This window comes from Extibacter muris (genome assembly GCF_004345005.1).
Taxonomy (GTDB): Bacteria; Bacillota; Clostridia; order Lachnospirales; family Lachnospiraceae; genus Extibacter; species Extibacter muris.
In genome coordinates this window covers 85,347-108,771 of sequence record NZ_SMMX01000011.1, presented here as the reverse complement: position 1 = coordinate 108,771, position 23,425 = coordinate 85,347, and the positions used below count along the sequence as shown (strand labels likewise).

Genomic DNA, 23,425 nt, shown 5'->3' with positions numbered 1-23,425 from the left:
ACGAATAATCATTCCATCTATTACGACTTTCTTTTTGACCGGCTGATGAGGCGGTCTTAGAGTTGTGCCATAAAATCACTTCACAAAAATTTTTCAAAAAGTGCTTGACTTTTTATTAGCAGGCTTTCCGAACAAGGGCCGCACTTTGTGCAGCCCATATATGAATCTTAGCCAAGCTTTATCTTTCTCTGCTTTCTCTCCCGCATAATCTCTGAAATAGAGCTGAAGGATATGGCGATGACGACTACGATGCCGCTGACGGCTGACTGCCAGTATACGTTGACGCCGAACAGCACGATCATGTTCTGGATGATGCTAATGATCGCCGCGCCTATGAGCGCGCCCGCCGGATTGCCGATACCGCCTGTCAGGGATACCCCACCGATGACAGATGCGGCGATAGAGTTCATCGGCCAGTTCTCACCGATAGCAGACTGGGAGGAACCGAGCCTTGCCACATACAGGATGCCCGCCAGAGAAGATATGAGCCCGACGATAGCGTATATCATCACCCTGATCTTATCCACCTTGATGCCAAGAATCTTTGCTGCCTCGCGGCTGTTGCCGATGGCGTAGATATAGCGTCCGGTCTTTGTCTTCTTCACCATGAACAGGATAAGGATGAGCACCCCCACGCAGAACACGAACGGGAACGGTACCGGGCCGAGGTTCCCTTTGCCGAGTATGTAGATGTCTTCCGGAATCCCAGTGATTGCTTTTCCTTTTGTCAGCACAAGGTTGATGCCTCCGTATACCCCTTGCATACCAATCGTGGCTACCATGGAATTCAGCCTCAGCTTAGTAATGATAAGCCCGTTGATACAGCCGAACACAAGACCGAGCAGCAGCGCAAGCGCAAGCGCAAGCCACGGATTGATGCCATAATTCACCATCATCATACCTGCAAGGATACCACACAGGGACGCGATCTTCCCGACCGACAGATCCAGCTCGCCGATGAGCAGAAGCAGTGACTGGGCGATACCTATCATGCCGATAAAAGCCAGGTCTCTGATAAGAGACTGCAGGTTATACATATCCAGGAAATACGGAGAAGCTACACTTGCGATAATAATCATCAATAACAATACGACGCCGATAGCTGTCATATTACTTTTCTTCAACGCATTTACGAAGACGTTGTTTGTCTTTGTTTTCTCTTTATTCATAATTAACGACTCCTCTTTCTCTAAGAATTTACTCCAATAATAGCACTCAGGATTGCTTCCTTATCCGCCTCTGCATCATACTCTCCGGCTTTCTTCCCTTCGTACAATGCAATGATTCTGTTGGAACATTTTTTGATCTCTTCCATCTCTGAGGATATGAGGATGATGCCGATGCCCTTTTCCTCTGCCAGCTCCTTCATGAGACGGTATATCTCTGCCTTCGTGCCGACATCAATCCCCTTCGTCGGCTCGTCGAACACAAGCACCTTCGGGCTGCAGCACATGGAACGTCCGATGATGACCTTCTGCTGGTTGCCCCCACTCAGGAACTGAATCTCTTTCTCTGCATCCGGTGTCTTTACATCATATGTATCTATGATCCTGCCCGCAAGTTCGTTTTCCTTCTTCTTGGAGATGCCAAGTCCGCTCGTCAAGTCCTTAAGGGCTGAGACAGATATGTTCTCACGGATGGACAGGACCGGGAGTATCCCCTGCTTCTTCCTCTCCTCCGGAAGATAGATAAACCCGTGGTTTACAGAATAATTCGTATCGCCCAGTTTCCAGTCCTCGCCATCCAGCTTCACACTGCCCGAGTATACGGGAAGGTAACCGAAGATAGCCTGCATCAGCTCGCTTCTGCCGGCCCCCACCAATCCTGAAAATCCCAGGATCTCTCCCTTTTTCAAAGTGAAGCTCACATCCGTGAACCGTTCCCCTGTCAGGCTTTCGACTTCCAGAAGCACTTCTTCCGATACCTTGTCAGAATAAAATACCTGCTCCTGATCAAGCTCACGGCCGGTCATCTGCCGGATTACCCACGGTATATCTATCTCTTCCAATTTGGAATAAGCAACTTTCTTACCATTTCTGAATACTGTCAGTACATCGCCGAGGGCAAATATCTCTTCCAGCTTATGGGAAATGAATATAATCGCTTTATTTTCTGCTTTAATCTCTTTTACAATGTCAAATAATATCTGTGTATCGCTCGTCGTCAGGCTGGTCGTCGGTTCGTCCAGCATCAGCACTTCATAATCTTCATGGACGGTGGCTCTCGCAATCTGCAGCAGCTGCTGTGCGGATACGGATATATCCTTCACAAGTTCATCCGGCTTTACCGGTATACGGAACTTCTCAAGCAGTGGAACCGCCTTCTTCTCTAATTCTTTCTGGTTTACAATTCCTTTGAGGCCGGATTTCTCATATGGAAGGAACAGATTTTCCGCAACAGACATATAGCCGAACAGATCTATCTCCTGGGGCACGTATGCCACTTTGTCAAACAGCACCTTGTTCTTCAGCGCGTCCTCCCCGCCTATCAGGACCTGCCCCTCTTCCGGCTCATACACGCCTGTCAGACACTTGATCAGCGTACTCTTCCCCGCACCGTTCTCTCCGATGACGCAATGGATCTCTCCCGTATCAAAGGATACATCTACCGAGTCAAGAGCGACTACGCCCGGAAATAATTTCGTAATATTTTGTGCCTCTAATACTTTCATAGACATGCTCCTTTTAAAAAAACGAAGGGCGAGTAACTTGAATTAATCCAGTCACAAGCCCCCCATTTCTAGTCATTCTGATTGTTATTCACTTACAGTTTTGATCCATTCATCGATATTCGTCTCATCAATGTATGCAATACCTGTGTCAACTTTCTGTGGAATTTCGATTCCGATAGACTGCTGCCACATCATCAGAACTGCCATAGAACCCTGCATCTGAGGTATTGTGGAAGATGTCGCGGAAATCGTTCCGCTCTTGACGTAATCAAGGATCTCGATCAGGTTATCCATCGCAACGAATGTAACGTCACCTGCTTTTCCTGCCTCCTCGATAGCTGCCGCCACGCCGGAGCCGCAGGCATCACAGTTCAGATAGCCTTTCAGATCCGGGTTGGCTGCAAGAACAGCTGCTGCCTGGGACTGGGCTTCTTCTACATTGTCGTTGTCAATACCGCCGTCAATCACTTCTATATTTGGATATTTTTTCAGCGCGTCCAGATGTGCCTGGTATCTTTCTGCATGGTTCGGTGCAGACGGGAATCCCTGCATCACTGCAACTTTACCTTCTTCTCCAATGAGTTCTGCAAGTTTGTCTGCGGCTATCGTCGCCTGCTCTTTAAAATCATTGCCGACACTTGTGAGGCCGCTGCCTTCCGGTGACGGTGCGTCAAAGAGTACGACCGGTATGCCCTGAGACTGGATCTCTTCTATTACGGCCTTGCTTCCTTCATAGTCTACAGGGTCGACAGCGATACCGTCCGGCTTCGTCGCAGCCGCCTGCTCCATGACTGAGTTCTGTTCGGCCACGTCTGACTTGGACGGCGCGCGGTAGTCGATCTTTACTTCCACACCGAGCTGGTCGGACAACGCATCTGCCTGTAGCTGTGCACCTTTGTTGACTTCATCGAACCAGGCATGGACACATTTAGGTACGACGACGAATGTCAGGTCCTCGCCCTTCTTCGCCTCTCCCCCTGATTCTTTATTAGGCTCTCCGGAGTTGCATCCTACCAGCAGCGCAGTAACCATGACTGCTGCCAGCAGAACGGATAAAACTTTCTTTTTCATGTACATTTCCTCCTTTATGTTAGTTCTTTCCCTCTTGGAATGGTTTTATTATACATGGGGGAAATTCAGATTCCAATGTGACAGGATTTAGATTAAGTGTGAACATTTTAAGGCGTTGACCAGAATGTCTAATCAAGGCTTATGATCTTGTCCGAGATATCTTCTACATACTCTTCTCTGGACTTCAGTATGATTACCGCTGTTCCCCTGTTCGCAAACTTCTTGATGTATGATTTTACGATGGACACCCCGTATACGTCGCACTGTGCAAATGGCTCGAAGAGGACGAGCACCTTGGGATTATATATGTACCAGCGCTCAAGCGTTATGCTGATAAGATCGTTGATTTCCAGGTCGCCCGCTTCCATGTCCGGCATCATGGCATCACTGTCCATATTATGTTTCAGCATCTTTGATATCCTTCCGGATGATGCGATATACTCTACGGAAGAAATCTTCCCGAGTGACGGGAGCAGCAGGTTCTGCCCTGCGGACATATGCGTGAACACTTCTTCTTTGCTCCCCATATGCATGACAGACACGACCTTGCCCCGTACGAATCCGCTGAAATCGCCGGACGCATATTCGCGCGAATCGATGTTGCAGTAAATGTCCCTTCCCGGCTGCCTTCCTGACAGCACGAGGAAGAGCCTCTCCTTTTCTCTGCCGTCCAGCACAAGGAACGTGACGACCTCTCCCCTTGAGAAGTTGAAGTCTCCTTTCCTTCCGTCTTTCAGCTCCAGACCTCTCACCCGGTACACCGTCTTTTTTTCCTCGCTCTGTTCCAGCGCATAGCTGTCCATGTCCTGCTTTTTGGATTTGATCGTGCCGCCGAGCAGAAACTTTTCCAGATGTCTGCTGCCTTGTATATAGTCCGTCCTGCACTTTTTCACAATCCGTCCTTTTTTCATGATGATATATTTATCTGACAGCATGGATAAGACCATATCGGAATGGCTGTTTACGATGACAGCCATGCTTTCTCTGGCCAGCCTCTTCATGATACGGGCGAATTCCCCGATCGATTCCGGCCGCATCCCCTCGAATTCGTCCTCCACTATGACGATCCTGGCCCCGTGCCTTCTGGCTTTTACCATATCTGCAATCCTTTTTTCCAGCTCAGTCAGTTCTTTCAGCTTCCGGGCGACATCGAACGGGATGCCGAGCTCTTTAAAATATGCATCCGTCTCTTCTTCCAGCCGCCGCCTGTTCCAGAGCATCTGGAACCATCCGGAATCTACAAGCCCTATATATTCTGCTACCGTCCAGTCATCAATCTTATAATTCGATGCCGCGATACGGTATACGTACCGGGCCAGCTCCTCCTGGTCTGACATCCTGGCCCCGTCCACATATATGTTGAGCCCCCGTATGTCGGCCTCCGCCTCGCCGCACAACAGACGGACGAGCAGATCCTTGCCCGAATAGGTCAGTCCGAGGAAGCCGACGCTCTCCCCTTCCAGTATGCACATGGAGATGTTCTCCAGCTTCCTGTTGCCCGCATATGTATAATTCAGACTGTTAATCCGCAGTATTTCTTTCTTCATCTTCCAATCCACCGCCCCTTTCATATCCGGCCGGGACCGTAATCTCTACATCCGTCCCCTGGCCGACGGTACTGTATACATTTACCCCATACTCTTCTCCAAAGAGCAGCTGGATCCGCTTGTGGATATTCGGCAGCGCGATTCCTGTGTTCCGCTGCCTGCTGCCGCCGTCATCCAGCTGCATATCCTGGGACTGTATCCTGGCGTTGAGCTCCTTCAGCTCCCTGCTGTCTATTCCTTTGCCATTGTCTGATATGGTGACGATCAGGTTGCTTTCTGTGACGATGACTTCGATGATAACCTTGCCTCCTTCCAGCTTCTCTTCGAGCCCGTGGAAAATGGCATTTTCTACTACGGGCTGGATGATCAGCCTCGGGATAAGGAAGTCATAGGCAGCCTCATCTTCCTCATCTATAATGATCTCCATGGAAAATCGGTTGTTGAAACGGTACCGCTGTATGAGCATATAATTGTTGATATTGGCAAGTTCATCGCGCAGCGTGACAAGATTTCCTTTCCCGCTTATGCTGTATCTGAAAAATGCGGCGAGCGCTTCCACCATCTTTGCGATTTCAAAATTGTCATCCATCAGAGCCTGTCCCCGGATGGATTCCAGCGTATTATATAGAAAATGAGGGTTTATCTGGCTCTGGAGGGCCGTCAGCTCTGTCTGCTTGTCGAAGATCTTCGCGGAGCTCTTTCTCGTACGCCGCTTGGCAAACCGTTCGGCAAGCCGCCCGATCTGTTCCATATACGGGACACGCCCTGCCACCTGCTCCAGTTCTCTTTCGATGTCTTCTTCTTCCGAACTGTCTCTTTCCGCAAAATAGTCGAGCGTCTCGGCAAAGTTTTTAAATGGAATCAGAACAGCTGCTGTAAGATAGATCATGGCTCCTGCCTGGAAAAGCATGGCTGCCGGTATCACGGCCCTGGAATATCCGTATCTTTCGATACACGTAAACAGCAGGAGCAGGAAGGCGATTTCACATATTATCACAGTACTTAATCTTTTGACCAGTTTCATATTCTCCTCCTAAGAGTGCAGCTTGCGGTAAAGGGCCGGCTTCACTCCGACTACTTTGGCAAATGTCTGGCTGAAATACCTGGAGTCCTTGTATCCGACGCTCTCGCCGATGGCGGCTATCGTCTCGTTCGTACTGCAGAGCATGTCCTTCGCTTTTTCCATGCGCACGTTCATAAGGTAGGCGCTGAAGTTCATGCCGGTCTCTTTTTTGAACAGGACGCTGAAATAGACCGGGTTCAGTCCTATGACTTCGGCGATGTCTTCCAGAACTATCTTCTCATTATAGTGTTCCTCGATATACTGCTTTGCCTGGCGTACCGGCTTGACGGATTCGTCCTCGGCGGCCTCCCGGTTCATATCCAGATAGCTGCCCAGCTCCGCCTTCAGCAGGTTCTTAAGCTGCGTGACGGAGTAGCAGTGCTGGCAGCTGCCGCCAAGCCTTTTCCGAAGCTGGCGGGACTCTTCCTGATGGAGATCCATATAACCGAAAAACAGTTCGACCAGCTCCTCCGCAACCGTATAGCACTTTGAGAAGTCGATATCATCCCGCAGCATAAAGCTGCTGTATATCTGATTCAGGCACTGTTCCATCTTATCTCTGGAATATACCTTCAGGCTCGCCAGGAAAGCCTCCCTGTATTGTTCCACCGGATTGTCCTGCGAGGCAGTTCCCCCGCCTGACAATGTATCGGCGTAGATGAGCCGCCCGGTTCCCATCTTGATGCGGTTGCCGACTGCCCGGTTGGATTCTTTGATAGAAAAACGTATCCCCGCGAAGTCTGTCTTCTCTGTCCCGACACCGATCGTCACCTCATACTGTTCAAACCCCATCAGGTAATCTTTTATCTCCGACAGGATGTCGTTGATACTGTTCTTGATAAGCTTGGCCCTGCTGTAATCATAATTGAAGAGGCAGTAGATATGCAGGTTCTCCTTTTCACATATGAGCACCTCTTCCGATACCTCCTTCAGAATCCCTTCCACGATGGAGACAACCCGCTCCACCGTCAGCCTGTCCTGCTTCCTGTCGCTCTTGCTGTAATCGACATAGTCGAGCTTGATATCAATCCCCCGGTAGACTTCACCTTCAAGCGCTACTCTGGCATCGTCCATCTCGACCTCGTCATCCTGCTCGATTATATTTTTCAAAAAGTCGCGCTTGATAATCTGCCTGCTCTCCGTAACCTTCTCCTGAAGCTCCTGCCTCTCCTGAAGCTGGCGCTCCTTCTGCATAAATTCCTTGTGTATCTTCTTAAGCACTTTGTCCAGCTCGTCCTCACTGATCGGCTTCAGCAGATAATCATCCACCCCATACTGGAGCGCACGGTGCGCATACTCGAATTCCTTATAGCCGCTTATGACGACGAACTTGATGTCCCGGCTTATGTCCCGTGTCATGCAGATCAGGTCCAGCCCGTTTATCTTCGGCATCCGGATATCCGTAATCACGATGTCCGGCCGTTTCTCCTTGATAATCTGAAACGCAGCCTCTCCATTATCGACAGCATCCACAAACTCCATATCATACTCGTCCCACTTGATCAGCTTCTTGATCAACATCCCAATCCTAAATTCATCGTCCACAATCAGTACACGCCATTTTCTATTCTGCATTTCAAACACCTTTCATCTCATACTCTCTGGCACCAACATTAATTTATTATGTTATATTATAATGGTTTAAAAATCAATAGGCAACACGGGAATCACTGGGGGACACCCCGAATGGAAATGGGGACACCCTGAATCGAATTAGGGACGGAGGAAAATTCATTTTCCTCCGTCCCTAATTAGGATCTTAATTTAACCCCCACTCTTACATCTCTTGTTCCGGAGGCCGCTCATACAGTCCCCGCCTGCTGAAGCACCAGCCAGTCTGTTCCCGCACTTGAAGCAGGTACTCCGTATGTTTCAGGCTTGCGACCATGGAATCTATGACCGGTACCTGGAATTCTTCCTGGAGTTCTTCATAGAAGCCGAACTGCATGCTGCAGCCAAGGATGATGACTTCTGCCCGGTCTGTTTCAATTGCCGAGCGTATCTCCCGTTTCATCCGTCTGACTGTCTCTTCTTCATCCTGATGGAACTCAAGCACCCCCATGCCAAGGCTCCGGAAGGACGCAAGCTTACTTTCCAGCCCGTATCTGTGCACATTCTCCTTCATCTGGGGAATCCACTTATCTCTTCCTACGATGACAGAAAATTGGTTTCCCAGCATGGCGGCCAGATGCATGCTGGCTTCGCCGGGTGCTGTAACGACTATCTTTTGGCTGATTTCCCGTGACAGGTACAAAAAGGGATCGTCAAAACAGCTGATGATAACTGCATCGAACCCGTCCTTTTCTGCCCTTTGCACTTCTTCTAAGATGCCGCTTCCTGCAATGGCCTAATAATACTGGTATTCTAAATGCTTCGGACCTGTTTTTAGACTTCGTACTTCAAGTTGCGTATCCTCGTCCCGATATTTGTCCAGATAAGACTGAATCATCGGATTTAAGTCGTTGTATGCAACTGCTTTTAAAAATAAAATCCGCCTTTTCCCCATATGTTCTCCTCATCTGTGCTTAACATCTTAGCAAATTCGCATCTTAGTATCCTGCAATCCCCAGTTCCGCGCAGAGCTTCTTAGCAGTAGGATCTACAAACACGCCGTCTTCCTCCAGCTTTTCACCATCCAATATAATCGTAGGGCGCAGAACAGTTCCATCTGAATGCGAAGCAGCGCTCCAGTGTGCACCGCCAATCTTGATTCCCTGGCTGCCGATTCCAAATTCCATACAGCCGAACACCCTTTCATTCTCCACGATACGCCCGGTCACCTTTCTGACTCCCGGATTAAATCCCTGTGAGTAATGTGCGAGGCAGAGCATATTCGGATCGTGGAAGGAATACAGCCAGTTCCTATAGATGTCCGCTTCTTCACCTCCTGTCACGTCTACGACGCGACCTTCTTTGAAGTCGATACAGATCGTCTAACCGGTCAGCATGACCGGATACCCTTTCTCTGATGCCTTGATTCCGGAGTGGCGAACCTTGCGCCCGCCCATGCTGCCTCTAAGATCCATGCCTTGCTTGGAGAGCAGTTGGATATTCTGTGCCTTCTCCAGACGGTATTTGAAATATCCTCCAAGCTCAATCACCTTATCCACATTCACTTTGCCGATACAGTTTACTAACATCTCCGTATCCAGCCCCGTCGCACAGATATAGCACGCGCCGTTCTCATCCACCGCCTTGCGGTAAGCCGGCCCGTGCATAATAGATGCATAAGTCAGCTCGATCCATACGTCCGCTGCTGCGATAGCGTCAGCTACCGGCTGCGGAGGGTCCGCATAAAATCCTTCAGCCGTCGGATAATAGACGACCGTAGGGACTGTATCTATCGTGTAAGCCGCCTCTGTCAGCGCATGGACCACTCTCTCATCTACACACGATCATATGTAATGACAAGATTTTCTCCCGGTTTGCAGAGCATAGCTTTAAATTCTTCCGGCGTGTTATCATCCAGGCCTGCCCAGTACTCCGTATTCTTCTCGCACAACACATGGGAGTTGGCCGCATACTCTTTTACCTTGTACGGTCCGCTTCCCTCGTCATTTTCCAGAAGGAACGCTTTGACATAATCGCCCTTGTCCCCGTAATAGCCGTCTGCATAGTTTTCTTCTACGAGCTTGCTGTCCAGTATGTAAAGCCTTACTAATGTTGCAAGAAACGTTCCGGTCGGCTTGCTGCAGACAAACTGAACCGTCGTATCATCGATTGCCTTTGCTTCTTCGACAACAGAGCTGAACAGATATCCAAACCCCTCGCCCATATCCAGGTTCCTCTGCATCAAATATACGACATCTGCCGCCGTCAGCGGATTGCCGCTGTGGAACTTCACATCATCGCGAAGCTTGAAGGTCCATGTCTTTCCGTCCTCGGAGACGTCCCACTCCGTTGCTATCCATGGCTCTGTGCTCCCGTCCTTCTGAGGCTGCGCGAGCGGATCATAGAGATTGATCGGTACCGTTGCAGCTCCAAGGTCCGAACCGACGCCCGGGTCGATCTGCGGGGTTGAGGTCAGCGTATATCTGACTATATCATCGCCGTCATTTGCCGTATCCCCGACAGATGGCGTATCTCCGGTCTCTTCCGAATCAGACGACGCTTTACCGCATCCGGCGAACAGGGCGGCTGCCATAACAACACATAGTAAACTAGAAATCATTTTCTTCATATATTACCCTCCTTTATGGATTTTGATTGAACTATCAGAAATAAAGACTGTTTTTTCATTTTATTTGCTAATTAATAGTATTTTTTCCGATTCTATCGACTTACTATTGATTATATCAGCCTTTTTTTATCTATAATAAAATTCTAAATTGTAATTCATCTATTACTACAAATAATAGTCAGGAGGCTTCTACATGTTAGATACAAGACTGGTTACCTTTTTGACCCTCTGCCAGACGAAAAGTTTTACAAAAACTGCCGAGAAGCTGCATATCACGCAGCCTGCCGTCTCCCATCACATCAAGTATCTGGAAGGTTATTATCACGCAAAACTTTACACTTACACGAACCGCAGGTTTGTCCTCACTCCCACAGGGCGCACGCTGTACCAGTACGTCAATTCCGTACATTCCGATTCCGAACGTATCAGAGAGCACCTGTCCCTTTTATCCTCTTCTACAAAGGAGCTGCGGCTCGGAGCAGAACAGTCTGCGGGGGAGTCTTTTTTACCTTATCTGATTATTGCATTTATGGAAAAGTATCCAGATTATAAGATTCGGATTGTGACTGATAATTATGACGCGCTCTCAAGAATGCTAAATGAAGGAGAGCTGGACTTTTTTTTGATGGATGGAATCGTATCGAAATCAGAACATGATTATTACGAGCTGTGCAGCAGCAGTACGATCTGCGCCTGCTCGCCCGAACATCCGCTTGCAGAAAAGAGTGTATCCATACAAGAGCTTTATAACAGCACCCTCATACTTGGTGTCGATAAGACCCCGTCGAGAAACAGGCTGGAGCAGATATTCCGGGATAACAATATCTCCTCCATGCGCTTTGCGCACCGCATAGAAATCAGCAACAGCCTTACAACCGTAAAGCAGCTGCTGATTCAGAATACCGGAATATCATTCGTATAACCTGATTTCCATACATAACAGTTATTTTTATCCAGAACAGGCAGACTTCATCAAGTTCTGTCAGGACTTTCTGAAGCAGTGGGATTCTGACATATAGCTCTCTGTGCGATCTTCTTTCCAAACGCGGCGGCTCTTAGGCAGTCCTTCGGAAATTGTTCCTTCCTGGTATGCAGCTTCTCCTCTTCCGAAAACCGGTCCGCCTTGTACAACTGATAATTGTCAAACTGGCATGTGTCGAAGCGATAAAAGATTTCCGGCTTGGAAAAGACAATCTCTGCGTACTCTTCCATTGCAGACAGTTTTACACGATAATTCATCTGCTCCATCTTTTCTTCCGTCACATTCATCGTATAGAAGAAGGCGACAGGGAAGCGCTTCGGCGCAATCGAAGTGTACGCTTGTCCATAGACGAGATACGGGTACAAAAGACGCTCCAGAAATTCCGCAGCTGCCCCGGAAGATCGTGGAAGAAGACCGGACTTCCAATCAACAGAGCGTCCCCCTGGGAGATATCCTCCAGAAGCCCGGTAATCGAATCTCGTTTTGCACATCTCCCATAATATGTTCCCCCAATACGTTTACAGCCATAGCAGCTGACACATCCGCTGTAGGAATAATCATAGACATGAATCCATCTGAACTCTGCATCAGAAACGAGGCTTCTGACCCCTTCCATTGCAGAGTTCAAAATCTTTGCCGTATTATGGTTCTTTCTGGGACTCCCGTTCAACACATAAAACATCATACCCGCCATCTCCTTCCCATGCTCCGAGCAAAACTGCGTCACCTTTGGTTTGTGATACATTCTAACATTAGAATACAGATAATTCAATAAGGGGACAGGGTAAAACGAATTGGGGACACCCAAAAATGAATTGGGGACGGAGGTTTTTTAGATTTCCTCCGTCCCCAATTTCCCTACGTCCCCAATTTGTTTATCCTTCTACGTATTCTCTCATCCCCTGGAAGATGAGCCACACCGAGGTTGCTCCCGCATCCTGGTAACCGACCGCCCGTTCCATGAGCGACTTGGCCCTTCCGAACTTTGCCACATATTTCTTCGTGTCTTCCACGCCCTGTAATGCGGCGGCTTCTGCCGCTCTCAGCATGGGCAGGAGTCCTTCGTTGCAGCTGGCTTTCATTGCGTCTACAGCCGGGGCCAGGGCATCTACCATCGTCTTGTCTCCTACTTCAGCCTTCCCTCTCTCCTGGATGGCAAGCAGGCTCTTCTGCTCCATCCGGGCCAGATCTTTTGCTGTTATAACCGGCTTGGGTTCCATCCCTTTTGCCCCCGCCAGGTACAGGCTCCCGAAGATGACGCCTGAGGCGCCGCCCATGGACATGAGCATCGCCTTTCCGGCAGCCTCGAACACGGCATAGGCATTCTCTTCGCCAGCCATCTGCTCCAGCTTTTCTTTTGCCTTCTTCATGCCTCCGGCCATGCCGATGCCATGGTCTCCGTCGCCGATGGCGCTGTCTATCTCCGTGAGATATGGCTTTTTCTCTATAATCTTGTCTGTTATGTAGAGGAGCATCCTTCTGGCGTCCTGGGCACTCAGTTCATTCAGTACGCCCTTCTGTCTTATATCCGGCTCTACAGCGGCGCCGGCCTCCCCGTCAGAGGCATCTCCATCCCTTTTATCCTCTCCCTCGGCTTCCCGGTTTTCAGCCTTCTTGACGGTTTCCTGTTCTTCCGCCTGCCTGCAGCTGGAGCCTGCCAGTTCCCCTTTGGCATAGTACGGGCAGTAACAGGGGCTGTCGTAATAGCCTTTCAGCTCTTCGTCAAGCTGGAAAAAAGTAACCGAAAAGCCTCCCATCTCCTGGCTCGTGCAGTAGTTGTTCAAATCTGCGTCATATACTCTGATACCGTCCTTATCGAGCAGCTCTTTTATCTTGCGGTAGACGATTGCCAGTTCTGTGATTGTCGTAGAGCCAAGCCCGTTCACGAGTACGCATATCTCATCACCTGCCTGCAGGTCCGTATCTTCCATTATCTGTGCGTACATCTTTGCCGCAAGCACATCGGCAGGCTGCCAGAGCGTGCGGAGCACTCCCCGTTCTCCATGCAGCCCCATACCGTATTCTATCTCGTCTTCACCCAGCTCGAAGATCGGCTTATCCACTCCCGGAAGCTGGGCCGGAGCCGTGGCAACCCCTATCGTCCTTGTATGGTCTCTCGCCTTTTCGGCAGCACGCGTCACTTCCTCAAGGCTAAGCCCCGCGTCACATGCCGCGCCCGCGATCTTGACTACGAATACGTCACCTGCGATCCCCCTGCGGTCTTCCATCCGCTCCTTCGGTGCGCTCGCCACATCGTCCTGTACACGCACATGGGCCGTCCGGATGCCATCGTCCCTGAGAAATTCTTCGCCCATGTCAAAGTTCAGGTTATCCCCTGCATAGCAGCCATACACGAAGAGCACCCCTTTTCCGTTATCCACCGCTTTCGCCGCCTCGTATATCGTATTCGGGTCAGGCGAGGCAAAGATATTGCCACAGGCGGCCGCATCCGCAAGCCCTTTCCCGACAAAGCCCCCGAACATCGGCTCATGTCCGCTTCCTCCGCCGATGACAAGAGCCACCTTATCCGTACGCTTCTGTCTGGACAAAATGGCATTCACCTCGGGATGCTTCCGAAAGTACCTGCTGTAAGCTCCGACGAACCCTTCCATCATCTCCGAAACGACATGGTCCGCGTCATTGATTATTTTCCTCATACTTTTCCCCCGTTCTAGTATTTCACAACTGCCTTTATGACATCTGCCTTGTTATCTACGTTATAGGCAACCCCCTCGATCACCTCCTTGAACTCAAAGATGTGGGAGACGATGGACTTCAGCGGAATCGTACCTTCGCTCACCGCTTTTATCGCTGTCGGATACAGGTTCCGGTAACGGAATATCGTCTTCAGGTCACCTTCTTTCGCGCTCAGGCTGCCGATATCCACGACGATCTCAGGTTCCGCGCACATGCCCACCAGCACGACCCGGCCTCCGTTCTTGATCAGCTTCGCAGACTGCCGTGTCGTAAACTCCGCGCCTGCCGTCTCAAAGACGATGTCCACTCCCCCTCCCGGAAGCGTCTTGACAAATTCTTCGATATTGACATCTTTTGCGTTGAATGCCTCTTTCGCGCCGACTTCCCTGGCCTTATCCAGACGCTTGCCGATCATGTCTACCGCATAGATCTCCTCTATCCCCCTTGCCCTCAGCACCATGATCGTGACGAGCCCGATACAGCCGCAGCCAAGTACGACGGCGCTCTGCCCAATCTCGGCCTCCGCCACCTTAGCGGCATGGAACCCGACAGCCAGCGGCTCAATCAACGCCCCTTCCATCGTGTCTACATTATCCGGCAGTTTGAAGCACATATTCGCCGGATGGACGCAGTAGTCGGAGAATACCCCGTCCCTCTCGTTCGGTATCGCCATGAAGGACATATCCGGGCAGAGGTTATACAGCCCCTTCCTGCACATGTCACAGGTGCCGCATGGGACCCCTGGCTCTATCGCTATCCGGTCACCTTTTTTAAATCCCGTCACTTCCGGGCCGACTTCTTCTACAAACCCCCCCGGCTCATGGCCAAGCACGAGCGGACCATCCGGTACCCAGTTTCCAAGCCTCCCGGCCTCATAAAAATGCAGGTCAGAACCACACACTCCCACATACTCCAGCTTGACGAGAAGCTCACCTTTTCCCGGTTTGGGAATGTCCCTTTGCGTCCACTCCATCTGCCTCGCTCCTGTCATCACCGCAACCTTCATCTTTCCTTTCATATACGTATACCTCTTTTCCACCATTCTATATTTATCGAACTGCTGATACTCAATAAAATATACCTGTTGAACTACTACTGTACAATACTATATGATATTTTTTTAACAAATCTCTATTTTTAATGTGGTTGGGGGTTACCCAACCACTTATAATTCTTCTCAGGGCTCATTGCGTTTTATCATCGGATTATGTATCTGCCACTATTTTGCATAGATAGTGTCCAGCAGCTCGTCTACATTATCCTTCGTAATCCATTTCATATCGATGTAAGATAATTCTTTCTCTGTCACTTTTCCTTCTAGCACGTCATATGCTTTCTGCACTGCTTCGCTTCCTTCCAGCCCTGCATCCTGATATACGGTTCCGAGAAGCGTGCCGTCCTTGACCGCGTTGCAGCCATCCAGGATTGCATCGACGCCTGTAACGACAATCTTGTCTGTCAGGCCGGCCGCCTCCAGCGCCTGGATCGCGCCAAGCGCCATCTCGTCATTGTGGGCCACGATAGCGTCTATCTTGCCGCTGAATGTCTCCAGCCAGTTCTCTACGAGAGTAAGCGCCTCCTCACGGCTCCAGTTTGCCGTCTGGTCTGCCAGCACGTTAATCTTGCCTTCGTATTTGTCAAGTATGTTCTGGTTCCCTTCCAGACGCTGGATCTGCGCAGACTGACCGATTGGCCCTTCCAGAATGACGACGTTGCCTTCTCCGCCGATCTCATCTATGGCATTCTGCATCTCGAGCTCTCCGGCCAGCACATCGTCAGGTCCTACATAATGGTAAGGCTCTTCTGTGTTGAACAGCATGTTCACGCCGACAAGCGGGATACCTGCATCATCACACATCTCGATAGCCGGAAGTATCGCGTCCGAGTCTACAGCCGCCACGATGATGACATCCACCTTCTGGGCTATCAGGTTCTCAATCTGCGTAATCTGGTTCTGTGCATCCTGCTGCGCGTCCAGCATGACAAGGTCACAGCCAAGCTCCTCTGCTTTTTTCTCCATGCCTTCTGTCATAAGAGTTACGAACTCGGTCATGTAATAGACCGTGCAGCCGATCGTATACCCTCCGTCCTTCTTTGACGCCTTCTTGTCATCCCCCTTGCCGTCGCTTTCTTCTGTCCCTGAGCTGCATCCAAGCAGCAGGCTGGCAGCCATGGCCGCTACGAGTAACATAGATAATATTCTTTTTTTCATAACTTTCCCTCCTGTTATTATTGGTTACGTTTTGAATCGATTAAAATCGCCCCGAGAATAATCAACCCTTTTACAATCTGCTGATAGAACGACGACACGTTCATCAAGTCCAGCCCGTTGTTCACAATACCTAATAAGATGGCTCCGACTATCGTGCCCCAGAGCCTGCCGCGCCCTCCCGAGAGGCTCGTACCACCGATGACGGTGGCGGCGATGGCATCCAGCTCATAGCTCTCACCCGCCGTCGGCAGCCCCGCAGACACTCGGGCGGTCAGTATGATTGCGGCGATTCCGCAGGCAATGCCGCTTAGCACATACACCATCATCTTGATGCGCTTTACATTGATGCCGGATACCATAGCTGCATTTTCATTTCCTCCAACCGCATACACATACCGCCCGAACTTTAACTTCGTGAGCATCACGCTGGCCAGTATGAATACGATGATCAGTATAATCGTCGGCACCGGCACGCCTGCTATGCTTCCTTTGCCGATTGCCAGAAATTCCGTGGGCAGGTTCGATATCGGACGTCCGGTGCTGTACACGTAAGTCATGCCTCTTGCTATCGTCATCATAGACAGCGTTACGACAAATGGCGCGGCATTCCAGTACGCCACAAAATAGCCGTTATAGAGTCCGAGCAGCCCGCCGATTGCAACCGCAATCAGCACGATGAGCGCTATCGGATACTCCTTGTCCCTCAGAAGCCCTGCTGCTATGATTCCTGAAAATGCCACGATAGAACCAACCGACAGATCGATCCCACCGGTCAGGCATACGATCGTCATCCCGATGGCCAGTATCCCGTTGATCGATATCTGACGCAGTACATTGAGCAGGTTCGTCCCTGTCAAAAAGTTGCCTGAGATAAACGATAGTATAATCCCAAGCCCAATCACTATAAAAATAAGCATATATGTCTGAATCCAGTTCCGGTCAAACCTCTTTGTCATCTCTTTCATCACTGCAATCCTCCTTCATCGACATCCGAAGCGAACATCATAATCTTCTCCTGTGTTGCCTCTTCCCTTGCCAGCTCTCCCTTTTTTCTTCCTTCATAAAATACGACGACACGGTCTGACATTCCAAGAATCTCCGGCATTTCCGAAGAGATAAATATAATCGCCTTCCCTTCTTCTGCAAGCCGTGCCACCAGCTTGTATATCTCCGTCTTGGCCCCGACGTCGATACCCCTCGTAGGTTCATCGAATATCAATATATCCGGGTTCTGCAGCAGCCATTTCGCCAGCACGATCTTCTGCTGGTTTCCACCGCTTAACTGCTTGACCATCTGCTGCATATTCGGTGTCTTGATGTTAAGCTTGTCTTTGTATTCCTCCGCTACTTTTGCCGCCTGCCTCCGGTTGATGGCCCCCATCCTGTTGGACAGCTTTCCAAGAGACGGCAGTACCATGTTATCGTACACGCTCATCTCCAGGACGAGCCCGTTCCCTTTCCGGTCCTCCGTCACATATCCGATCCCTTTCGAGATAGCTTTCCCCGGCTTTGGCCTGTCAAGCTTCTCCCCGTTGACCCAGATAGAGCCGCCCGTCGGCTGGGTGATGCCAAACAGCGCATTCATCACCTCCGTCCTTCCGGAACCCATAAGGCCCGAGAAGCCAAGTATCTCTCCCTTTCGCAGCTCAAAAGAAATGTCCTCAAATACACCTTCCTGGCTGAGGTTCTCCACCTTCAGCACGATGTCTCCCGCCTCGTTTGTACGTGGCGGATATATCTCCGTCAGCTCTCTGTCCACCATCTTGACGACAAGCTCATTTTCATCTATCTCACCGGCGTCATATGTACCGATATACTGTCCGTCCCTGAACACCGTTATCTCGTCGGCAATCTTAAAGACCTCATCCATCTTATGGGTGATGTAGACGATACATCTGCCGTCCTCCTTCAGGCTTCTGATGATTCCGAACAGGCTGGCGACTTCCCTGTCCGTTATGGTCGCCGAAGGTTCATCCATTATTATAACTTCCGCATCATAGGACAGCGCCTTGGCAATTTCTACCATCTGCATCTGCGACACGGTCAGCTCCTTCATAAGCCTTCCCGGCGGCAGGCCGACCCCTACCTTTTTGAGCAGTTCGGCAGCCTCCCGGTTCATCGACTTGTAATCGATAAGCTTTCCTTTGCAGAATTCTTTTCCAAGAAAGAGGTTCTCGGCAATCGTCATATCCAATATGGGGCTCAGTTCCTGATGAATCATGGAGATGCCATGGCTGAGCGCGTGCTTCGGCGTATGGAACGAGACCTTCTCCCCGTGCAGATAGATGTCGCCTTCATCTGCCTGGTAGATACCTGCAATGATCTTCATCAAAGTTGACTTGCCGGCCCCGTTCTCCCCCATAAGGGCGTGGACTTTACCTTTGACCAGCCTGAAATTCACATTAGATAATGCCAGGACCCCCGGGAAACGTTTTGTGATATTTCTAGCTTCAAGCACAAGCCCGTCCTGCGCTTTTTCCTCATTTTTCATAACTTTTCCTCCCATATATCTCATCACCGTTCACAGGTTCCTCTCGATGCATGCATCGTATCACACTACTCTTTCGTATCCTACCCACCATCTTCACAATAAGGGGGACAATCTTCAGAAGTTGGGTGATTTACATAATATCTTTTATTGATTGGTTGTATTTTTGTCTATATTGTCCAAGTTCTAAATGTATAATGAAATGGCACGTATTACCTTATTGAACAAAAAAAAATATCCCCGCCAGGCGGGGATACCACAGGATACAGTCCGGATATCTATCATACATCTACTTCGTTTTTCTTCATTCATCAAAGTTCTGAATACAGGAATTCATAAGCCTCTTCTTTGCTTATCATCCTGCCGTGCCGCATATACAGCTCCCTCCCGCGGCAGTAGTTCAGCTCAGCCGTGTTGGAGGTTATGATCAGGACGGGGATGTTTCTTTTCTCCAGCATATATATCATCTCCCTTGCCGTCTCCCTCGCCTGTATGTCCCCCTCGGCAAAGGGCTGGATACAGACAAGCAGCTGCGGGGAATAGATGAGCCAGCGGCAATATACGATCCGCTGCACATCCGACGGGGACAGGTCCTTCACCTTCCTTGCATATACATCGTCCGATATGGTGCCGCCGAGCAGTTTTCGGATGCTCTTTCTGTACTTCGGAATCATCCACATCCCGCTCACCTTCTGTGACAGCAGTATCTGCAGATTATCCATGGCGGACAGCTCCCCGAATAACGAAGCGGTTCCTGGGTTGCCCTGCACGACGCCGATCCGGTCTTTCACACCCCCCAGCACCTTCCCGACAGCCTTCTGCGCACTGCCGATGCGCAGCCTGCCCGACACTGCCTCCGACTCGCCCTTCAGAAAGCCGGTGACCTCGTCATAGCTGCGCTCGTCTATGCAGAATAGCTTTACGATCTCCCCTCTGTCTACAGAGAAAGAGACATTTCTGAGGTAGTCCGTGCAAATGTCCTGTACGCTAATCCCTTCCCCGGACATTTCTTTTGTGCCGCGTTTCCAGTCCTCCGCGTTCTTCTCCATCTCATCGCAGTAAAGGATGGTGTGAAGCGTCGTATAGTCGCAGTCGTCCACATCCTTTACCGCACACGTCCTGCCATGCTTTATGACCACTACCGTATCTGTATAGATAAAATTGATATCCTCCAGCGGTTCTACGACAAGGCAGGAAAGCCCTCTGCCGCGCAGCTTCTCCAGAAGCTGCCAGAGTTTTCTCATCTCCGCATCGCTCAGGCATATGCTGAGTGCGGTCAGTATAATAATCTTCTGTCCGAGCAGATAGGCTTTCATGATCTCTATCTGCACCTTCTCAAATACAGAACGCCGCCCCATCGGCTTTTCCATGTCTATCTCCAGTCCAAACTCTTCAAACAGCTCTGCGGCCTCTTTCCTGTAGTTCCTTCTTTTGACCCAGTGTCCCTTCACCTGCGGCCGTACAAGGAACATATTTTCCTCCATGGACACCGAATCGATGAGCCTGCTCTCTCTTGATATAAGCGCAACCCGCATCTTCAGCACACGAGCAGTATCTTTTTCCGGAATGTTATTTTCTTCATAATACACCCTTCCGTAATCAGCCTTCTGCTTCCCCGTCATGATATCGAAGAATAACGTCTTCTCCTGTATATTGTCAAACACACAATGGATGATCTCCCCCTCGAACACCTGGAGCTCGATCCGTTTGAGAAGACTCCCTTTTCTGATGTTCTCAATCCTCAGCCGTTCTCTCTTCATATTCACCACGCCTCAGTCTGGGCAGCATCACCTTCACATCTGTACCGATTCCCGCAACACTGTATACATGCACTCCATAGTATTCACCGAACAGCAGCTTGATTCTGCTGTTGACATTCTTCATAGCGATGCCGCCCTTTTTCTTCCGGTCATCTCCCACATAGCTGACCGCCACCCTCTCAAAGTAACCGTTTATCTTCTCCACCTGCTCCTCCGGCATACCGACGCCGTTGTCAGACACAGTAATCATCAGCTTATACTCCGTCGTGTCAATCTTCACCCGCACCACGCCGCCATTCACCTTCTTTTCCAGCCCATGATATATGGCATTTTCAACAAAGGGCTGGATCGTAAGCTTCGGCAGACGCAGCTGCAGGACCTCCTCCTCTTTCGGATAGGTAATCTGAAGCTTCAGCTTCTCGCCAAACCTGTAATGCTGGATGGTAAAATAATTCTCTACATTGTCTATCTCTTCTTCCAGCGTGACGAGCCTGTCCACTCCTGTGATAGAGTACCGGAAAAAGATAGAGAGGGCCTCCGTCGTCTCCGCCACGCTGTCCAGTCCTGCACAGATGGCATCCCCTCTGATCGCCTCCAGCGTGTTATACAGGAAATGAGGGTTGATCTGGTTCTGCAGCGCCAGATATTCCGCCTGCTTCTTGGACATCCGTATGGCATCCTGCTTGTTCAGCAGATGCCGTATCTTCTTCATCACTTCATACCACTGCGGCATCAGCTCATACTCGGCGTCGAACAGTTCTTCATACACCTGTCCGTCAATAAAGCGCTGGTAAAGCCGCCTCATCTCCTGATATGGCTTCAGCACATACTCTGCCGCCAGATAGGCTGAGACGAGCAGCACGATAACCTCTGCCAGGATGACGGTACACAGGAACGCTGCGGAGACGGTGCCCTCCGAAAAGATAATGCTTAAGATCCCTATATTGATGACACCAGACAGCAGCAGCAAAACGATGACAACCGCGACCCGCGCGGAAAGCGCTTTTCTTTTCATCCCTTGCCTCCTTCTAATTGTACAGCCTGCGGAATTCTGTAGGCGTGACTCCCGTCAGCTTTTTGAACAGTCTGGAAAAATACTTGATATCCGAGTATCCGACCGCAAAGGATATATCCTCCACCTGCTGCTCTGTATTCAAGAGCATATTCTTCGCATTCTCTATCCTTATCTCCTTCAGGTAATCCGAGAAGTTCTTTCCCGTCTCCTTCTTGAACATACCCGAAAAATATGTAGGATTGAATCCGATTTCCCTGCTCACTGTCTCAAGCGTCAGCGGAAGGTAGTAGTTTTCCCCGATAAACTGTCTCGCCTGCCTGATCGGCCTCGATTCCACATACTTCTTCTCTTCCATCCAATGCATGAGAGAACGCAGCATATACTGCTTCAGATAGCCAACCGCCTCATGGATGGTACCTAGCACCTCCAGGTGCTTTAGTAGTTCCGGGTACTGGTCGGGTATGGCAATATTATAATTATGTGTACCAAAATAGAACAGCGTCAGGACTTCCTTGTATATTCCTGAGACGAGGCGGCCGTCTTTCTCAGGACTTTCCAGCAGCAGCCTTTCCAGATTATCCAGTTCCCCCTCGATGCTTTCAAGGTCAATAATCTCGATATAGTTCAGGAATCGCTTCTTGCATGCATTATCGATGATCTCTCCAACCGTATCCTTATACTTATCCCCCTGCGGCGCCTTCAGCAGGAAGTCCTCCCCGTAATAGAACCTCTGCTGCACCGCCTGTTCTGCCGTCTCGAAGCTCTCCCGTATGTTCTGCATGCTCCCCGCCTCTCTGCCAAGGCCGACGTACACCTGCACCTCCTCGAACACATCCTGCAGCCTTGATATGTCCAGCTTCACCTTTTTGAGCTTGCGGGCAGCCTTCTTCATGTCTTCTTCCGTTCCGTTGAGTATCCCGCATATATCCCCGTCAACCACACCGGTTACCGCCTCGCCGCACATGCCTTCCAGCGCTTCCTTAACGATTTCCGTCCCCTTCTGGAGCAGGATCCTTCTCGTATCCGAGTCCTCTTTCCTCTTTACCGGTATGGCCTTGATGATGAAGGTCTGATAGCAGATGTCCTGAAATTGGTAATGGTATTCCCTGTTGATCCGATCCAGCGGATAGAAGCCGCCAAACTTTTCCGGCCGTTTCAGCAGATCCTCCAGGAAGCTGCCCTTCACCCGTTCTTCATTTTCTTCCAGCCTCTTCTGCATGTCTTCCCACTTCTGTGCGTCCAGAATCTCTTCCCTGCATTTCTCGATAATCTTCTTAAGCGTCGCAGTCAGATCCTTTTTACGTATCGGCTTCAGCAGATAATCTTCCACTCCATAGCGGATAGCGTTCTGTGCGTAATCAAACTGGCTGTATCCGCTGATGATGACGATATACATGTCAGGATACAGTACCTTCGCCTTCTGTATCAGCTCCATCCCATCGCAGCCGGGCATGCGGATATCTGTAATCATGACATTGACCGTATAATCCTGCAAGAACTTATAGGCTGATATCCCGTCGTTCACCACCCCGACTATCTCAAGCCCAAACGCTTTCCAATCCACCAGATTGACAATCAGCTGGCACACCTTCTTCTCATCATCTGCAATCAGTACCTTCACCATATCGTGCAACCTCTCTTTCGTATCGTCTAAAATCCACTCTATTATATCATAATGTCCCATTGTTTGTATCTAGAGTAATATTGTTAGTGTTGGTACCTTCCTCCTATGCCAATGC

21 protein-coding genes are annotated in these 23,425 nt (G+C 50.0%); 1 reads left to right on the top strand and 20 read right to left on the bottom strand.

The genetic code is table 11. From position 1 onward, the window contains the following. Positions 1–167 precede the first annotated feature (167 nt). The 10 genes from E1963_RS13525 to E1963_RS13480 all read right to left on the bottom strand — a co-directional run bounded on the left by E1963_RS13525 (position 168) and on the right by E1963_RS13480 (position 10,532). Positions 168–1,169: an ABC transporter permease gene (locus E1963_RS13525; RefSeq protein WP_117772590.1), complete on the bottom strand. Its 1,002-nt coding sequence runs from the start codon at positions 1,167–1,169 to the stop codon at positions 168–170. A 20-nt stretch (positions 1,170–1,189) separates the two neighbouring features. Further along, entirely contained in the window at positions 1,190–2,671 is a 1,482-nt protein-coding gene (locus E1963_RS13520; protein ID WP_132278862.1) for a sugar ABC transporter ATP-binding protein, read from the bottom strand. Between the two features lie 84 nt (positions 2,672–2,755). After that, on the bottom strand, positions 2,756–3,742 hold the full coding sequence (locus E1963_RS13515) for a substrate-binding domain-containing protein (protein WP_117772588.1): 987 nt from the start codon (positions 3,740–3,742) through the stop codon (positions 2,756–2,758). 128 nt (positions 3,743–3,870) lie between these two features. After that, a complete protein-coding gene (locus E1963_RS13510) occupies positions 3,871–5,289 on the bottom strand; it encodes a sugar ABC transporter ATP-binding protein (RefSeq protein WP_132278859.1) in 1,419 nt (472 codons plus the stop codon). Next, positions 5,264–6,313: a sensor histidine kinase gene (locus E1963_RS13505; RefSeq protein ID WP_132278856.1), complete on the bottom strand. Its 1,050-nt coding sequence runs from the start codon at positions 6,311–6,313 to the stop codon at positions 5,264–5,266. The genes E1963_RS13510 and E1963_RS13505 overlap by 26 nt, the downstream gene beginning before the upstream one ends. Positions 6,314–6,322: 9 nt before the next feature. Then, entirely contained in the window at positions 6,323–7,927 is a 1,605-nt protein-coding gene (locus E1963_RS13500; RefSeq protein ID WP_132278853.1) for a response regulator transcription factor, read from the bottom strand. A 202-nt stretch (positions 7,928–8,129) separates the two neighbouring features. Next, the gene (locus E1963_RS13495) at positions 8,130–8,681 is read right to left on the bottom strand and encodes an aspartate/glutamate racemase family protein (RefSeq protein WP_262201315.1); all 552 of its coding nucleotides are present in this window, start codon (positions 8,679–8,681) and stop codon (positions 8,130–8,132) included. Positions 8,682–8,901: 220 nt separating this feature from the next. Next, positions 8,902–9,246, bottom strand: coding sequence for a hypothetical protein (locus tag E1963_RS13490; RefSeq protein ID WP_132278850.1), 345 nt, complete (start codon positions 9,244–9,246; stop codon positions 8,902–8,904). A 39-nt stretch (positions 9,247–9,285) separates the two neighbouring features. Further along, positions 9,286–9,729, bottom strand: a complete 444-nt coding sequence (locus E1963_RS13485; protein ID WP_132278847.1) for a hypothetical protein — start codon at positions 9,727–9,729, stop codon at positions 9,286–9,288. A gap of 8 nt (positions 9,730–9,737) precedes the next feature. After that, positions 9,738–10,532 carry an ABC transporter substrate-binding protein gene (locus E1963_RS13480; RefSeq protein ID WP_132278844.1) on the bottom strand — a complete coding sequence of 265 codons (795 nt, stop codon included), beginning with the start codon at positions 10,530–10,532 and terminating at the stop codon, positions 9,738–9,740. A 193-nt stretch (positions 10,533–10,725) separates the two neighbouring features. Between E1963_RS13480 and E1963_RS13475 the strand changes: the two genes are divergently transcribed. Next, a complete protein-coding gene (locus tag E1963_RS13475) occupies positions 10,726–11,454 on the top strand; it encodes a LysR family transcriptional regulator (protein ID WP_132278841.1) in 729 nt (242 codons plus the stop codon). A gap of 50 nt (positions 11,455–11,504) precedes the next feature. On the opposite strand, the gene E1963_RS23130 is transcribed toward E1963_RS13475, so the two are convergent. The 10 genes from E1963_RS23130 to E1963_RS13430 all read right to left on the bottom strand — a co-directional run bounded on the left by E1963_RS23130 (position 11,505) and on the right by E1963_RS13430 (position 23,370). After that, the gene (locus E1963_RS23130) at positions 11,505–11,780 is read right to left on the bottom strand and encodes a hypothetical protein (protein ID WP_243117729.1); all 276 of its coding nucleotides are present in this window, start codon (positions 11,778–11,780) and stop codon (positions 11,505–11,507) included. Positions 11,781–11,797: 17 nt separating this feature from the next. Beyond that, the gene (locus tag E1963_RS23125) at positions 11,798–12,196 is read right to left on the bottom strand and encodes a flavodoxin family protein (protein WP_414655374.1); all 399 of its coding nucleotides are present in this window, start codon (positions 12,194–12,196) and stop codon (positions 11,798–11,800) included. 193 nt (positions 12,197–12,389) lie between these two features. Beyond that, positions 12,390–14,171: a dihydroxyacetone kinase subunit DhaL gene (gene dhaL, locus E1963_RS13465; protein WP_132278838.1), complete on the bottom strand. Its 1,782-nt coding sequence runs from the start codon at positions 14,169–14,171 to the stop codon at positions 12,390–12,392. Between the two features lie 14 nt (positions 14,172–14,185). Then, positions 14,186–15,229, bottom strand: a complete 1,044-nt coding sequence (locus tag E1963_RS13460) for an NAD(P)-dependent alcohol dehydrogenase (protein WP_132278835.1) — start codon at positions 15,227–15,229, stop codon at positions 14,186–14,188. 201 nt (positions 15,230–15,430) lie between these two features. Then, positions 15,431–16,423: a substrate-binding domain-containing protein gene (locus E1963_RS13455; protein ID WP_132278832.1), complete on the bottom strand. Its 993-nt coding sequence runs from the start codon at positions 16,421–16,423 to the stop codon at positions 15,431–15,433. Between the two features lie 17 nt (positions 16,424–16,440). Further along, on the bottom strand, positions 16,441–17,388 hold the full coding sequence (locus E1963_RS13450; protein WP_082912897.1) for an ABC transporter permease: 948 nt from the start codon (positions 17,386–17,388) through the stop codon (positions 16,441–16,443). Continuing rightward, positions 17,388–18,914: a sugar ABC transporter ATP-binding protein gene (locus E1963_RS13445; protein WP_243117728.1), complete on the bottom strand. Its 1,527-nt coding sequence runs from the start codon at positions 18,912–18,914 to the stop codon at positions 17,388–17,390. Before E1963_RS13445 ends, E1963_RS13450 begins: the two co-directional genes overlap by 1 nt. A 308-nt stretch (positions 18,915–19,222) precedes the next feature. After that, a complete protein-coding gene (locus E1963_RS13440; RefSeq protein WP_132278826.1) occupies positions 19,223–20,671 on the bottom strand; it encodes an ATP-binding cassette domain-containing protein in 1,449 nt (482 codons plus the stop codon). Next, a complete protein-coding gene (locus tag E1963_RS13435; RefSeq protein ID WP_132278823.1) occupies positions 20,646–21,686 on the bottom strand; it encodes a sensor histidine kinase in 1,041 nt (346 codons plus the stop codon). Before E1963_RS13435 ends, E1963_RS13440 begins: the two co-directional genes overlap by 26 nt. A 13-nt stretch (positions 21,687–21,699) precedes the next feature. Further along, positions 21,700–23,370 carry a response regulator gene (locus E1963_RS13430; protein WP_132278821.1) on the bottom strand — a complete coding sequence of 557 codons (1,671 nt, stop codon included), beginning with the start codon at positions 23,368–23,370 and terminating at the stop codon, positions 21,700–21,702. Between the last annotated feature and the right edge of the window lie 55 nt (positions 23,371–23,425).